12 protein-coding genes are annotated in these 14364 nt (G+C 73.0%); 3 read left to right on the forward strand and 9 right to left on the reverse strand.

Annotated elements, in window-relative coordinates; genetic code table 11:
* Together ACFV4P_RS30020 and ACFV4P_RS30025 are read right to left on the reverse strand one after the other, a co-directional pair.
* Complete coding sequence (locus ACFV4P_RS30020; RefSeq protein WP_380476449.1) at positions 1-543, reverse strand: GNAT family N-acetyltransferase; 543 nt, start codon at positions 541-543, stop codon at positions 1-3.
* Complete coding sequence (locus ACFV4P_RS30025) at positions 540-2300, reverse strand: IucA/IucC family protein (RefSeq protein WP_380476451.1); 1761 nt, start codon at positions 2298-2300, stop codon at positions 540-542. Before ACFV4P_RS30025 ends, ACFV4P_RS30020 begins: the two co-directional genes overlap by 4 nt.
* 257 nt (positions 2301-2557) lie before the next feature.
* On the opposite strand from ACFV4P_RS30025, the gene ACFV4P_RS30030 reads away from it, so the two are divergent.
* Positions 2558-3715 (forward strand): trypsin-like serine peptidase, encoded by a 1158-nt coding sequence (locus ACFV4P_RS30030; protein WP_380476453.1) that lies wholly within the window; start codon positions 2558-2560, stop codon positions 3713-3715.
* Between the two features lie 56 nt (positions 3716-3771).
* Positions 3772-4923, forward strand: coding sequence for a trypsin-like serine peptidase (locus ACFV4P_RS30035; protein ID WP_380476455.1), 1152 nt, complete (start codon positions 3772-3774; stop codon positions 4921-4923).
* Between the two features lie 60 nt (positions 4924-4983).
* On the opposite strand, the gene hflX is transcribed toward ACFV4P_RS30035, so the two are convergent.
* The 5 genes from hflX to miaA form a co-directional block, all read right to left on the reverse strand.
* Complete coding sequence (gene hflX, locus ACFV4P_RS30040; RefSeq protein ID WP_380476457.1) at positions 4984-6486, reverse strand: GTPase HflX; 1503 nt, start codon at positions 6484-6486, stop codon at positions 4984-4986.
* A 1-nt stretch (position 6487) separates the two neighbouring features.
* Positions 6488-8785: a RelA/SpoT family protein gene (locus ACFV4P_RS30045; RefSeq protein ID WP_380476459.1), complete on the reverse strand. Its 2298-nt coding sequence runs from the start codon at positions 8783-8785 to the stop codon at positions 6488-6490.
* A 176-nt stretch (positions 8786-8961) separates the two neighbouring features.
* A complete protein-coding gene (dapF, locus tag ACFV4P_RS30050; RefSeq protein WP_380476461.1) occupies positions 8962-9840 on the reverse strand; it encodes a diaminopimelate epimerase in 879 nt (292 codons plus the stop codon).
* Positions 9841-9867: 27 nt separating this feature from the next.
* Complete coding sequence (locus ACFV4P_RS30055; protein ID WP_380476463.1) at positions 9868-10353, reverse strand: hypothetical protein; 486 nt, start codon at positions 10351-10353, stop codon at positions 9868-9870.
* 254 nt (positions 10354-10607) lie between these two features.
* Positions 10608-11558: a tRNA (adenosine(37)-N6)-dimethylallyltransferase MiaA gene (miaA, locus tag ACFV4P_RS30060; protein ID WP_380476465.1), complete on the reverse strand. Its 951-nt coding sequence runs from the start codon at positions 11556-11558 to the stop codon at positions 10608-10610.
* 136 nt (positions 11559-11694) lie between these two features.
* Here miaA and ACFV4P_RS30065 point away from each other — a divergent pair, with 136 nt between their 5' ends.
* Complete coding sequence (locus tag ACFV4P_RS30065) at positions 11695-11916, forward strand: antitoxin (protein WP_380476467.1); 222 nt, start codon at positions 11695-11697, stop codon at positions 11914-11916.
* Between the two features lie 30 nt (positions 11917-11946).
* On the opposite strand, the gene ACFV4P_RS30070 is transcribed toward ACFV4P_RS30065, so the two are convergent.
* Positions 11947-12639 (reverse strand): hypothetical protein, encoded by a 693-nt coding sequence (locus ACFV4P_RS30070; protein ID WP_380476469.1) that lies wholly within the window; start codon positions 12637-12639, stop codon positions 11947-11949.
* A gap of 226 nt (positions 12640-12865) precedes the next feature.
* Positions 12866-14344: a tRNA (N6-isopentenyl adenosine(37)-C2)-methylthiotransferase MiaB gene (miaB, locus tag ACFV4P_RS30075; RefSeq protein WP_380476471.1), complete on the reverse strand. Its 1479-nt coding sequence runs from the start codon at positions 14342-14344 to the stop codon at positions 12866-12868.
* Positions 14345-14364: the final 20 nt, after the last annotated feature.

Here is a 14364-nt window from a genome sequence, read left to right on the forward strand (position 1 = left end):
CTAGCTCTCGGGCCGCGGTCGGATCATCAGGGCGGCACGCTTGTCGGGGAGGTCGAGGTCGCCGGCGCGGGTGAATCCGGCGGCGGTGAACGCCCGGACGGAGGGCGTGTTGCGGACGTCGGGCTCGGCGAGCACCCGGGTGCAGCGGGGGTCGTCCCGCAGCAGCCGGGCGGCGATCGCGTCGAGCAGCAGGGCGCCGAGGCCCCGGCCGCGGGCGGCGGGGGCGAGCAACAGGTGCACGCCGAGGTCGTGCGGACGGGCGGGGTAGTGCGCGGCCAGCGGGTCGAGGTCGGCGCGGTACAGCTCGAAGTAGCCGGTGGGTTCGCCGTCGAGCAGGGCGAGGACGGGCCGGCTGCGGCCGTCCCCGTCGAGCTGCCCGGCGAGGTGGGCGGCGGTGGTCTCCGGCGGCCCGGCCAGCGCCCACCAGCGGTCGGTCTCCGGGTCGTTCATCCAGTCCGTGAGCAGGCCGAGGTCGTCGGCCAACTGCACGGCGCGCAGGACGAGTTCACCGGCGGACGTGGGGATGCGGAGCTCCGCCGTCACGCCCGGGCCACCGGGTTGGCGATCTCCACGTACACCGACTGGGTCTCCACCGGGCCGACCAGTTCGTCGAGGCCGTGCAGCCTGGTCAGCAGGTTGGCCTTGCAGCGCAGGGTGGGGGCGTCCAGCAGGTGGGCGGGCAGCGCGGAGCGGGTGGCGGTGGCGGCGGGGCCGGCCAGGAAGCGGCGCAGCGCGGCCAGCAGCAGGTGCTCGTCGGCGAGTTGCTGGGAGCCGAAGGCGCCGATCAGGCCGAGGACGTGGTTGATGCCGAGGTAGTAGGCGAAGCGTTCGTCGGCGACGGCGTCGGGGACGAAGGTGTCGCTGTGTGCGCCGAGGTCGGGCAGCAGCCGGTGCAGCCGGTCGGTGTGCGAGGTGCGGAAGTAGTAGCCCTGGTTGTCGCGGTAGCGGCCGCCGGTGGGCCAGCCCTGCGGGTCGAGCAGGACCAGGCTGTTCTGCTGGTGGGCCTCCAGCGCGATGCCGGCCTGTCCGTCCAGCCAGAGGATCGGCAGCACCACGGCGTCCAGGTAGCGCAGGAACCACTCGGTGGCGACGGTGTGCACGGGTCGGCCGGTGCGGGCGGCGAGTTCGCCGAGCACCTGGGCGAGTTGCGAGCCGGCCGGGTCGGCGGGCTGTTCGGCGATCAGTCCGGCCACGCACAGGGCCCGGTCGCCGGGGCCGAACGGCAGCTGCCGGAGCACGGTGTCCAGGCCGTTCGGGTCGCCGAGCGCGGGGTGGTCGACGCCGATCCAGGCCGGGTCGCGGACGATGTCGAAGCCGGGGTGGGCGGCCTGCCACTGCCGGGCCAGGCCGGCTTCCAGCAGCCGGTGCACCTCCGCGCCGCGGTGGAGTTCCTTGCGCAGGTTCTCCCGGCGGGAGTTGGTGATCCGCAGGCCCAGCGAGAGCTTGAGCATCCACGGGGTGCCGGGTCGGCAGACGGTGCGCACCGAGCTGGTGGGGTGCCAGGGCTCGCCGTGCTGGCCGAGGTCGGTGAGCAGGCCCTGGTCGAGCAGGTCGGCGACGGCCGGTCGGAGCGTCAGCTCGCGTGCCTGCCAAGGGTGCAGGGGCAGCGCCGCGGCGCCGTCGGGCAGCGGCCGGCCGTACAGCTCGGCGGTGATCCGCTCGGCGGGGGTGCCGGTGGCGGAGTCGGCGGCGAGCAGGCCGCGGTCGACGGCCCACCAGTGCAGCCGGAACGAGCCGTGCAGCTCCGGCGAGTAGGCGGCGGACTGGGCGGGGCCGAGGCCGTCGCGGCTCTTCGGGGTGGGGTGCAGGGGGTGGCCGAGCAGCAGCGACTGCTCCGCGCGCAGGAACGGGTCGGTCGGGCCCGCGGGGCCGGTCCGGCGGTGGGCGAGGATCTCGGCGGTGCGGCCGACCGAGTCGGCCACCCGGGAGGTGAGGTCGGCGAGTTGGCCGGGTTCGGGGCGGCCGGTGGCGCCGGCCACCAGGGCGGCGACGGTGACGGCGTCCACCGGGTGTTCGGCGGCGCCGGTGGAGACGGTGGCGGGGCCGAAGCGGTGCCAGCCGCAGGCCGACCAGTGCCGGACGGGCGCGGAGAGCTGGGCGGCGCCGCCGAGGACGGGGATGCGCAGCAGGTCGCCGTCGGGGCGTTCGGCGGCGGTCTCCCGGGCCCAGCACCGCAACAGGCTCTCGGTGGCGGCGTGTTCGGCGGCGACGGCCGGGTCGGGGTGGAGCAGCAGGTCCGAGCTGGGGTCTTCGGCCGACGGCCGGGCGACCGGGAGAACGTCGGTGAGGATGGTGGCCAAATCCGCTCCTTGAGCCGCGCGATTGCCTTCGGGTAAGGGTTACCTATCCCGATGGGGCGGGCACAAGATCGGCTCACTCGTTCCGGTGAGTTTCGCCCGATGATCCGCGTACCGGCAGCGCCACTGGGATCCTGACGGACCGTCACCATCACGGTTCGATGACCGGACGCCAACAGGACCGCACCGCCCGCCGGTGGCTCGCACCCGGATGAAAGACTGTCCCCCGGGGGAACGGACCGTTTCAGGGGGGTTGAGAGTTGAGGGCACGGGGGGTGCTGGCCGCGCTGACGGCGGCCGTGCTGCTGGGCGGGGTGGCGGGCTGCGGCTCGGACGGCGGGCCGGGCGGGGGCGAGGACCCGCGCAGCTTCGCCGAGTTGAAGCACTGGGGATTCACCGAGTGGGACCGCTGGGCGCAGCGCCACGGTTTCCACAACCCCGCGGTGGCGGGCGTGTGGAGCGCCGAGACGATGGACCAGGCGCCGCCGCAACAGCCCGCGCCCGCCCCGGAGCCACCGGCCCCTTCGTCCCCCGTCGCGCCCGCCCCGGAGCCACCGGCCCCTTCGTCCCCCGCCGCGCCCTCGCCGGAGTCACCGGCCCCGTCGTCCTCCACCGGGCCCTCGCCGTCCACGGGCGGACCGACGGCGGCGGTCGCCGCGCAGCCGGTGCCACGGCCGTACACCAGCTATCCGGCGTCCGGGAAGGTCTTCATGACGGCCCCGAACGGCGGCACCGGCCAGTGCTCGGCCACCGTGGTCGCCGATCCGGCGCACCCGGGGCACAGCAACCTGGTGTGGACGGCGGCGCACTGCGTCCACGAGGGCAAGGGCGGTGACTGGTACAAGAACCTGGTCTTCGTCCCGGCGTACAACAGCTCGGGCGCGGCCAGCGACCACCACCGGGCGGCGCTCGCCGATGTCGCCCCGCTCGGCCAGTGGTGGGCCGACCAGGTGATCACCTCGCCGCTGTGGACCACCGAGGGCACCCGGGGCGGGGACGCCGCCAACCAGTACGACTTCGCGGTGCTCAAGGTGCGCGGCCCGGAGGGCGAGACCCGCTCGCTGGAGGAGGTCATCGGCACCGCGGTGCCGGTGTGGTTCGACGCGCCGCGCGAGCAGTTGGCGATCCAGGCCTGGGGCTATCCGGCCGTCGCGCCGTTCGACGGGCAGGAGTTGGAGCGCTGCGACTCCGGCCGCCCGGGCTCGCGCAGCTTCGACGCGGCCCGCCCGGCGATGCTGGTGATCGGCTGCACGATGACGGCCGGCGCCTCGGGCGGCGGCTGGTTCGCGGACGGTCCGGACGGCCGTCAGCGGCTGGTCAGCAACACCTCGATCGGCACCTCGGCCCACACCGCCCTGAACGGCCCCTACTTGGAGGGCGTGGCCCGCCAGGCCCTCGACTACATCTCACGGAAGTGACCGCGCGTCACCTCCCGCCACCTTTCGACCGACCGACGACCACGGGGGAACTGCCCATGACCACCCAGCATCGAACCGCCGCGCGCCGTGTCCGCACCATCGCTGCGGCCGCCCTGGTGACGGTGCTCGCCGTCACCACCGCCGCCTGCCAGAGCAGCAGCAAGCCGAACGCGGCCCCGCCGGCCACCGGCGCCTCGAAGCCGGGCGTGGACGTGAAGGACATTCAGAACACGCTTGCCAAGGTCTCCAGCTGGACCGCCGACGACTGGTCCGACTGGGCCTCCAAGAACGGCTTCAAGCCGGAGGACCTGGAGAAGATCAAGAGCTTCTGGGACGGGAAGAAGCTCTCCGGCGCCCAGGGCGTCAAGGTCGACAAGCCGGACACCAAGCAGTTCCCGTCGATCGCGGACGTGGTCTTCCCGAAGACCATCCCGGCGAAGGCGCAGCCGCACCCGTACAGCGCGGACTCCGCGGTGGTCGGCAAGATCTACTTCGAGAGCCCGGAGGGCGGCATGGTGTGTTCGGGCACCGTGGTGTCCGACCCGAGCCACCCCGGCAAGAGCAACCTGGTGTGGACGGCTGCGCACTGCGTGCACGGGGGCAAGAACGCCGACTACTACCAGAAGCTGATCTTCGTCCCCGGCTACAACAAGTCCGGCGCGAGCAGCAACGGCAAGGTCAAGAGCGCCACCCGTGAACAGCGGGCCCCGATGGGCGTCTGGGCGGCCCGCTCGCTGTACGTGATGCCGCAGTGGACGACCCAGAAGGAGGGGCACACCGGCAGCGCGATCAGCCAGTTCGACTTCGCGGTGATCCGGGTGGCCTCGGAGGACGGCTCCACCACCCGTTCGCTGGAGGAGACCGTGGGCGGTTCGGTGCCGATCTGGTTCGGCGCCCAGCCGGGCGAGATCGCCTCGGCGTCGTCGTGGGGCTACCCGGCCGGGCCGCCCTTCGACGGCGAGGAGTTGGAGCACTGCGACTCCAGCCTGAAGCCGACCCCGTTCGTCTTCGACTCCTCCCGGCCGCCGATGCTCGCCATCGGCTGCGACATGACCGGCGGTTCCTCCGGCGGCGGCTGGTTCACCAAGCACGACGGCAGGACGATGCTGTTCTCCGACAACTCGTTCGGTGACGACACCTGGATGGCCGGCCCCAACCTGGGTTCGGACGCCAAGAAGATGTTCGACGCGTTCCTCCAGGCCAAGTAGCCCGGGACACGCGAACGGCCCGAGGAAGGGACTCCTACCTCGGGCCGTTCTGCGGACGGACTACGCGGTGACGACCGCGTACCGCTCCAGCTCGCCGGCGAGCACCGCCGCCACCTTGGCGTGCAGCAGCGTGCCCTCCGCGGTGTGCTCGGTGGAGAGCAGCTCGCCCTCCGCGTGCACCCGGGAGACCAGGTCGCCGCGGGTGTACGGCACCAGCACCTTGACCTCCACCGCCGGGCGCGGCAGTTCTTCGTCGATCAGGGCGAGGAGTTCGTCGATGCCCTGGCCGCTGCGGGCCGACACCACGATGGCGTGCGGCTCGCGGCGCAGCAGGCGCTGGAGCACCGCCGGGTCGGCGGCGTCCGCCTTGTTGATCACCACGACCTCGGGCACGTTCTGTGCGTCGACCGAGACGATCACCTCGCGGACGGCGGCGAGCTGCACCTCCGGCTCCGGGTGGGAGCCGTCCACCACGTGCAGGATGAGGTCGGCCTCGGCGACCTCCTCCATGGTGGAGCGGAACGCCTCGACCAGGTGGTGCGGCAGGTGCCGGACGAAGCCGACGGTGTCGGCCAGCGTGTACAGCCGGCCGCTCGGGGTCTGCGCCCGGCGGACCGTCGGGTCCAGGGTGGCGAACAGCGAGTTCTCCACCAGGACGCCGGCGCCGGTGAGCCGGTTGAGCAGCGAGGACTTGCCGGCGTTGGTGTACCCGGCGATCGCCACCGAGGGCACCTGGTGGCGCCGCCGCTCCTGCCGCTTGGTGTCGCGGCCCTTCTTCATGTCGGCGATCTCCTTGCGGAGCTTCGCCATCTTCTCGCGGATCCGCCGACGGTCGGTCTCGATCTTGGTCTCACCGGGGCCACGGGTGGCCATGCCGCCGCCCGAGGTGCCGGAGCCACCGCCACCCATCTGCCGGGACAGCGACGCACCCCAGCCTCGCAGGCGCGGCAGCATGTACTGCATCTGCGCGAGCGAGACCTGCGCCTTGCCCTCACGGGACTTGGCGTGCTGGGCGAAGATGTCCAGGATCAGCGCGGTGCGGTCGACGACCTTGACCTTCACCACGTCTTCCAGGTGGATCAGCTGGCCGGGCGTCAGCTCACCGTCGCAGACCACGGTGTCGGCGCCGGTGGAGGCGACCAGGTCGCGCAGCTGCTGGGCCTTGCCGGAGCCGATGTAGGTGGCCGCGTCGGGCTTGTCACGGCGCTGGATCACGCCGTCCAGGACTTCGGAGCCGGCCGTCTCGGCGAGGGCGGCGAGCTCGGCCATCGAGTTCTCCGCCTCCTCCAGCGTGCCGTCCGTCCACACGCCGACGAGCACCACGCGCTCCAGGCGGAGCTGGCGGTACTCGACTTCGGTGACGTCCTGCAGTTCGGTGGAGAGGCCGGCCACGCGTCGGAGCGCGGCGCGCTCGGAGCGGTCGTACTGCTCTCCGTCGTAGTTGTTGCCGAGGCCCTCGTCGATCGCCGCGAGGTCCTCGTCCATCAGGGCTTCCGCCTTGAGGTCGGCGAGGCGGCTGGCCGACTCGCTCGATCGGGTGCGGCTGTCGAACGTGGAGGTCATTTCATCCTTGGGTCGGTCGGGTGATGCTCTCGGACAACACGGCGGAGCCGCCGTGAATTCCCCACGATGGTCGCACGCCCGCTGTGCCCGAGTCATCCCTTTTACCAGCCGTCGCGGCGGCCCCCGCCACCGGCCCCGGTACGGCCGGCTCCGCCCCCGCCGCCGGCATCGCGGGCCGGGCCGGCAACTCCTCGGGCCCGCCCGGCCGGTAGACGTCGTACACGCCGGAGACCCGGAGCATCGCCCGCATCACGGCGGGCAGCGCGGCGGCGTCGGCCAGTTCCAGGGTGTAGCTGTGCCGGACCCGCAGCTGTCGGGGCGGCTCGACGTCGGCGGAGAAGATCGACACGCCTTCGCCGGAGATCGCGGCGGTCAGGTCGGCCAGCAGTCGGGGCCGGTTCAGCGCCTCGGCGTGCAGCGTCGCCCGGTAGCCCCACTGCGGGGCGCCGCCTGGCAGCCAGCGGACCTCCACCCGGCGGCGGCCGGCGCGCAGCATCCGGAGGCCGGTCGGACAGGGCGCCCGGTGCACCGTGACGACCTTGCCGCGCAGCACGATGCCGGTCACCTCGTCGGGCGGCACCGGCGTGCAGCAGCGCGCCAACCGGACGGCAGCGCCCGGCAGTTCGGGCACATCGGCGGGCGCTCCGGCGGCTGGCGCGGGCGGGGCGGCGGGCGTCGGGGCGCCGGGCGCGGGCGGCCGTTCGGCGGCGGGCGCGGGCAGCGGTCCGGCCGCCAGCCGGCGTTCGATGGCGAGCCGGGCGGCGGGGGTGCGGACGTACTCCAGCCACTCCGGGTCCGGTCCGCTGTCCTCGTCGACGGGGGCGGTGAGCAGGCCGAGCACGTCGCCGTCGCGCAGTTCGGTGGAGAGCGCGGTGAGCCGGCCGTTGACCCGGGCGCCGATGCACCGGTGCCCGGTGTCCTCGCCGATCAGGTACGCGGCGTCCAGACAGCTGGCGCCGGCCGGCAGGTGCAGGGTGGTGCCGTCCTCGGTGACGGCGGTGATCTCGCGGTCGTCGCGCAGGTCGGCGGTGAGCGCGGACCAGAAGGCGTCCGGGTCGGGGGTGCCCTGCTGCCACTCCAGCAGGCGGGCCAGCCAGCCGGGGCGGGCCGGGTCGGTGCGGTCCTCGGGGTCGTCGGCGGCGCCCTGCCGGTCGGTGCGCGGGTCGCCGAGCGCGACCACGCCGGTCTCGGCGACCTCGTGCATCCGCCGGGTGCGCACCAGGACCTCGACCACCTCGCCGCCGGGCAGCGCCACCGCGGTGTGCAGCGACTGGTACAGGTTGAACTTGGGGGCGGCCACGAAGTCCTTGAACTCGCCGGGCAGCGGCGTCCAGCAGGTGTGCAGTTCGCCGAGCACCGCGTAGCAGTCGGCGTTCTCCTCGACCACCACCAGCAGCCGGCCGAAGTCGGCGGGCCGCAGCCCCGCGCTGTCCGGGCCGGCCTCGCGCTTGATCATCACCCGGTGCAGCGAGACCAGGTGCCGGGGGCGGACGGTCACGGCGGAGGAGATCCCGGCCTCGGCGAGCTGGCGGCCGAGTTCGGCGGCGAACGGGGCGAGCACGCCGTCCGTCCAGCCGTCGGCCACCGCGTCGGTGCGCGCGTACTCCTCGGGGTGCAGGGTGGCGAAGACGATGTCCTCCAGCTCCGCCTTCACCACCTGGATGCCGAGCCGTTCGGCGAGCGGGATCAGCACGTCCCGGGTGACCTTGGCGATCCGCACCTGACTGGCCGGCTTCATGTGCCGGATGGTGCGCATGTTGTGCAGCCGGTCGGCGAGTTTGACCACCATCACCCGGACGTCGTCGCCGGTGGCGACCAGCATCTTGCGGAAGGTCTCGGGTTCCGCCGCCGCGCCGAAGTCGACCTTCTCCAGCTTGGTGACGCCGTCCACCAGGTACGCGACCTCCGGCCCGAAGTGCTCGGCGACCTGATCGAGCGTCACCTCGGTGTCCTCGACGGTGTCGTGCAGCAGCGAGGCGACCAGCGTGGTGGTGTCCGCGCCGAGTTGGGCGAGGATCATGGTGACCGCGAGCGGGTGGGTGATGTACGGCTCGCCGCTCTTGCGGGTCTGCCCGCGGTGGCTCGCCTCGGCGACCCGGTAGGCCCGGGCCAGCAGCGCCAGGTCGGCCTGCGGATGGTGCACCCGGTGCGCCTGCACGATCGGTTCGATGGCGTCGGGGACGGGCGTCCGCCCGGTGGCGAGCAGCGCCGCCCGGCCGGCCCGGCCGAGCGCCGCACGGCTGAAGCGGCTCGCCTGCTGCTTGGACGGCGAGCCCGCCAACTCGGAGCGGATGGTCATCTGCACCTCCGGCAGCAACACCGGAGCGACGGCCGACCCGGTGGTCCATGCTACCGAGCACAGCACGTTCGGCGAGCCCCCGCTTCGACTCCGCCACCGGCCTCACCCGAACGGGGGGATTAGCCGGATACCGGCCTGGGAAGCGGGAGCTGACGCTTCGTCCGCCTGACCTGCCGTTACAGCAGCACGCCCTCGGCGACGATCACGGCGGGGCCGGTCATCTCGATCCGGCCGTCGGGGAACTCCTCGATCACCAGCCGCCCGCCGGGCAGGTCGACCGTCCAGCTGACGGCCCGTCCGGTCGCCGCCGGGTCCAGTCCGGCCCGGCGGATCGCGGCCACCGCGACCGCGCAGGCGCCCGTCCCGCACGAGCGGGTCTCGCCGGAGCCGCGCTCGTGCACCCGCATCGCCACCTGCCGCTCGCCGCGGTCCACCACGAACTCCACGTTCACACCCTGGGGGTACACGCCCTCCGGCGCGGTGGCGGGCGCGTCGTACAGGTGCCCGGCGTGCGCGAGGTCCGCCACGAACGCGACCGCGTGCGGGTTGCCCATGTTGACGTTCAGCGCGGGCCAGCTGCGCCCGTCGACGGTGACGGTGATGTCGTCCGGGCCGGGCAGCACCGCGCGGCCCATGTCCACGGTGATCTCGCCCGGGGTGCCGTCGGCGGCGTCCTCGGCGACCCGGACCTTCTTCACCCCGCCGCGGGTGGCGACCGCCAGTTCGCCCGGCTTCGCGTGCCCGGCGTGCACCAGGTAGCGGGCGAAGACCCGCACGCCGTTGCCGCACATCTCGGCGATCGAGCCGTCCGCGTTCCGGTAGTCCATGAACCACTCGGCCTGCCCGGCCATCGCCGCCGCGTCCGGCTCGGCGGCCGACCGCACCACCCGCAGCACCCCGTCCGCGCCGATCCCGGCCCGCCGGTCGCACAGTTCGGCGACGGTGGCCGCCGACAACTCCAGCTCGCCGTCCGGGTCGGGGACGATCACGAAGTCGTTCTGGGTGCCGTGCCCCTTGAGGAAGGCCGTTCCGCTGATACCGCTGCGCTCGCTCACACCGCCGATGGTAACGGCCGGGGAGTGTCAACCACGCAGGTGGACGACCCGCCAGACGGCCAGCGCCAGGGCCACCGCCACCAGCAGGGTGTAGACCACGATGGCCTTCCAGCCGGCCCGCTCGGAGCTGCCCCTACGCGGCACGCCCGGCCACTTGTAACCGGCCCGGCGGGCGGCCATCGCGCCCCAGCCGACCGAGGCGGCGGTGATCAGCAGGCCGAGCATCCCGATCATCGCGGTCGCGCCCTCGCTGCCGAAGGCCAGCGGGAAGGCGAACATCAGCGAGCCGAGCATCACCGTTCCGGCGATCGGCAGGATCTGCCACCAGCGCAGCCGACGGCGCGGCCGGATGTCCCGCACGTGCACCACGCCCGGCGCGGCGGCCAGGTCGTCGATCGCGGGCAGGGCCACCGCGTACGAGGTGGTGGGGACGGCGAGCTCGGGCAGCGTCTCGGATCCGTCGGACCTGTCGCCCAGCAGCTCATCGGTTTCGGGGCCGGTACCCGTTGACACGCGGCCTCCCCAGATGGCTCGACGCGGGCTCCGGGAGCTCGCGGGCAGTGAGGCCGGCCCGCGTGCCGGGCCTCGGTGCTACCGATGATGGCACGTGGCAAGACCCCGACAGGGCGTCCACCGGGTCGATCGGGTGATCCGATGCCAGGACGTGATCCGGTCGTGACCGCCGGTGCCTTCTGCACCTGCGTCTGCCGGTGCAGCTGCCCGGGCGACTGGCCGGATCACGCCCCCGGAGAGCCGAAATCCGCCGGTCAGCCGGTGTCGCCGGAACGTTCCGGGCAGTCGATCAGTTCCATTGCGCGGCCCAGGAGTTCGACCGGATCGGCGCCCTCCGGACGGTCCAGCCAGTGGATTCGCGCGTCCCGCCGGAACCACGACTCCTGGCGCCGGGCGAACCGCCGGGTGGCCCGCACGGTCTCCTCCCGCGCCTCGTCCTCGGTGCACTCGCCGGCGAAGAACGCCAGCACCTGCTGGTAGCCCAGCGCCCGGCTCGCGGTCAGCCCCTCGCGCAGCCCGACCCGCTCCAGCTCCCGCACCTCGTCCAGCAGACCGGCCTCCCACATCCGGTCCACCCGCAGCTCGATCCGCCGGTCCAGCTCCGGACGCGGCACCTGCACGCCGATCTGCACCGCCTCGTACACGGCCCGCTGGGTCGGCAGGTTCGCGGTGAACGGCTGCCCGGTGATCTCGATGACCTCCAGCGCCCGGACGATCCGCCGCCCGTTGCTGGTCAGGATCGCCGCCGCGGCCGCCGGGTCCAGCTCGGCCAGCCGCCGGTGCAGCACCCCCGGCCCGACCCGCTCCAGCTCCTCCTCCAACCGGGCCCGCACCTCGGGGTCCGTGCCGGGGAACTCCATCTCGTCGATCGCCGCCCGCACGTACAGCCCCGAGCCGCCCACCAGCACCGGCACCTTGCCCGCCGCCAGCAGCCGGTCCATCTCGGCCCGGGCCAGACGCTGGTACTCGGCGACCGAGGCGGCCTCGGTCACCTCCCAGACGTCCATCAGGTGGTGCGGGATGCCGCCGCGCTCGGCCTCGGTCAGCTTGGCGGTGCCGATGTCCATGCCCTTGTACAGCTGCATCGAGTCGGTGTTCACCACCTCCCCGCCGAGCTCACGGGCTATCGCCACCGCCAGGTCCGACTTGCCGGCCGCCGTCGAACCGACCACCGACACCACCCGGCGCGGGCGTGCGGAGGACACAGAAGAAGAGGAAGAGGAACCGCTCACCCCACCAGTCTCGCAAAACCCGGGCACCTCCCGTGTCGCGCCCTCGTTGACCGGGGAAGATCAGCTATGTCTGGTACCGATCTGATGCGAAAAGCGAGGAACGCACTTCATGGGCCTGATGGACAACCTCAAGGGCAAGGCCGAGGAACTCAAGGACAAGGCCAGCGAGCTGGCCGGAAAGCACGGCGACAAGATCGACAACATGGTGGACAAGGCCGGCGAGACCATCGACAAGGCCACCAAGCACAAGTACAGCGAGAAGATCGACAAGGGCACGTCGGCCGCCAAGCACGCCCGCGACGATTTCGCCGCGAAGCCGAAGGACGACTGAACCCGTAGCGCCGCGGTGGCCTGCTGACGCTCAGCGCCAGGAGGCCACCAGGTAGCCGACGCCGTACGGGGCGTCCTCGTACCGCAGCTCGCCGCGCAGCGCGGCGCCTTCCGCCGCACCCGCCAGCACCTGCCACGGGGCCCGGCCCTCCGCGAGCAGCTCCGCCGAGAGGTCCGCGTCCAGCGCGGCCAACGCCGCCGCGTCCGCGGCGGCCAGCGCCGCCGCCACCGCGCGGTCGTGGTCCTCGGCCCGCTCGTCCAGATACCCCGGGGCCTTCACCGAACGCCGGGCACTGCCGTCGCCCATCACCAACAGGCCCACCCGGTCGGCGAGTTCGGCCAGCCCCCGGCCCAGCCCCAGCAGCCGCTCGGCCGTCGTGTCCGCCCGCACCGCGACGGCGTGCGTCGGCACCCGGACGCCCGCCTCCTCCAGCAGCCACGCCCCCACCGTCAACGCCGGCGACAGCTCCGGGCCGTCCACCCCGCCCAGCGGCAGCTTCACCGCCTTCGGCACCCCGTACCGACGGAACGACCCCGCCCCGCCCTCCGTCCACACCCCGGCCTTCTCGCCCGCCCCCACCACGACGACGAGATCCACGCCCCCGAGCTCCCGCACGGCCTCCAGACACGCCGCCCGCAACACCTCCGCCTCCCCCGCAGCCCCGGTCGCGACCTCGGGCACGAGCAACGGCGGACAGGGGCACACGGCGGCGGCAACAAGCATGTCGATCACTCTACGGTGCAGGCGCGGGGACCTGCGAGGGTGCGAACCCGGGGGCGCGTGGGGGTACCTCCCGGCCCGCCAGGGCTGGGGGAGAACTGCGCGAAGGGGAACGCACCCCACCGCAAGATCGCGACGCAGGACAATGACCTGCACGTGATCGCGACCTTGCGGACGTGACTTGCGCTTGTCGCGCAGTTCCCCGCGCCCCTAGTTGTGCACTCCTTGCCTACCCGCAGCCCCCCGGCGCCGCAGGCAGGGGCGCCGGGACGCCGACCGACGGGAGGCCGAGCATGACGCCGGCCGGCTTCGCGGGCGCAGCCTGTCGCTTCTCCCACGCGTCGCCCGCGCGGGTGCGGCGCACGCCGAGGACGGGGCCCTCCGCGAGGAGGTGGTGCGGGGCGGCGTAGGTGATCTCGACGGTCACCATGTCGCCGGGCCGCACGCCCCCCTCGGGCCGGGTGAAGTGGACCAGCCGGTTGTCGGGCGCACGGCCGGAGAGGCGGTCCGTCCGGTCGTCCTTCTTGCCTTCGCCCTCGGCGACGAGGATCTCCAGCTTGCGGCCGACCTGCTTCTTGTTCTCCTCCCAGGAGATCTCCTCCTGGAGGGCGATCAGCCGGTCGTAGCGCTCCTGCACCACGGCCTTGGGGATCTGGTTCTCCATCTCGGCGGCGGGCGTCCCGGGCCGCTTGGAGTACTGGAAGGTGAAGGCGTTGGCGAACCGGGCCTCGCGGACGACGTGCAGGGTCTGCTCGAAGTCCTCGTCGGTCTCGCCGGGGAAGCCGACGATGATGTCGGTGGAGATCGCGGCGTCGGGCATCGCGGCGCGGACCTTCTCGATGATGCCGAGGAAGCGTTCCTGCCGGTAGGAGCGTCGCATCGCGCGCAGCACGGTGTCGGAGCCGGACTGCAGCGGCATGTGCAGCTGGTGCATCACGTTCGGCGTCCCGGCCATCGCCGCGATCACGTCGTCGGTGAAGTCCTTCGGGTGCGGCGAGGTGAAGCGGACCCGCTCCAGCCCCTCGATCTCCCCGCACGCACGCAGCAGCTTGGAGAACGCCTGCCGGTCGCCGAGGTCCGAGCCGTAGGCGTTGACGTTCTGGCCGAGCAGGGTGACCTCGACGACGCCCTCGGCGACCAGTGCTTCGACCTCGGCGAGGATGTCGCCGGGGCGGCGGTCCTCCTCCTTGCCGCGCAGGGCGGGGACGATGCAGAAGGTGCAGGTGTTGTTGCAGCCGACCGAGATGGCGACCCAGGCGGCGTACGCGGACTCGCGCCGGGTGGGCAGGGTGGAGGGGAAGGTCTCCAGCGAGTCCAGGATCTCGACCTGCGCGGAGCGTTCGATCGCGGCGCGCTCCAGCAGGGCGGGCAGGTGGCCGATGTTGTGGGTGCCGAAGACCACGTCGACCCAGGGGGCCTTGCGGACGATGGTCTCGCGGTCCTTCTGGGCGAGGCAGCCGCCGACGGCGATCTGCATGCCGCTGTTGGCCTGCTTGGCGGGGGCGAGCCGGCCGAGGTTGCCGTACAGCTTGTTGTCGGCGTTCTCGCGGACCGCGCAGGTGTTGAAGACCACCAGGTCGGGGTCGCCGTCGCCGGCGGCCTTGGTGTAGCCGGCCTCCTCCAGCAGCCCGGACAGGCGCTCGGAGTCGTGGACGTTCATCTGGCAGCCGTACGTGACGACCTTGTAAGTTCGCAAGCTCTCCTCCATACCCACAGAGCAAGGGTACG

The sequence above is a fragment of the Kitasatospora sp. NPDC059795 genome (assembly GCF_042732175.1).
In the GTDB taxonomy this organism is placed as follows: Bacteria; Actinomycetota; Actinomycetes; order Streptomycetales; family Streptomycetaceae; genus Kitasatospora.

Excerpts from the sequence above, each read along its gene's own strand:
- ACFV4P_RS30035 (WP_380476455.1), top strand. The coding sequence starts at position 3,772 with ATGACCACCCAGCATCGAACCGCCGCGCGCCGTGTCCGCACCATCGCT.
- hflX (WP_380476457.1), bottom strand. The coding sequence starts at position 6,486 with ATGACCTCCACGTTCGACAGCCGCACCCGATCGAGCGAGTCGGCCAGC.
- ACFV4P_RS30045 (WP_380476459.1), bottom strand. The coding sequence starts at position 8,785 with ATGACCATCCGCTCCGAGTTGGCGGGCTCGCCGTCCAAGCAGCAGGCG.
- ACFV4P_RS30065 (WP_380476467.1), top strand. The coding sequence starts at position 11,695 with ATGGGCCTGATGGACAACCTCAAGGGCAAGGCCGAGGAACTCAAGGAC.
- ACFV4P_RS30070 (WP_380476469.1), bottom strand. The coding sequence starts at position 12,639 with ATGCTTGTTGCCGCCGCCGTGTGCCCCTGTCCGCCGTTGCTCGTGCCC.
- miaB (WP_380476471.1), bottom strand. The coding sequence starts at position 14,344 with ATGGAGGAGAGCTTGCGAACTTACAAGGTCGTCACGTACGGCTGCCAG.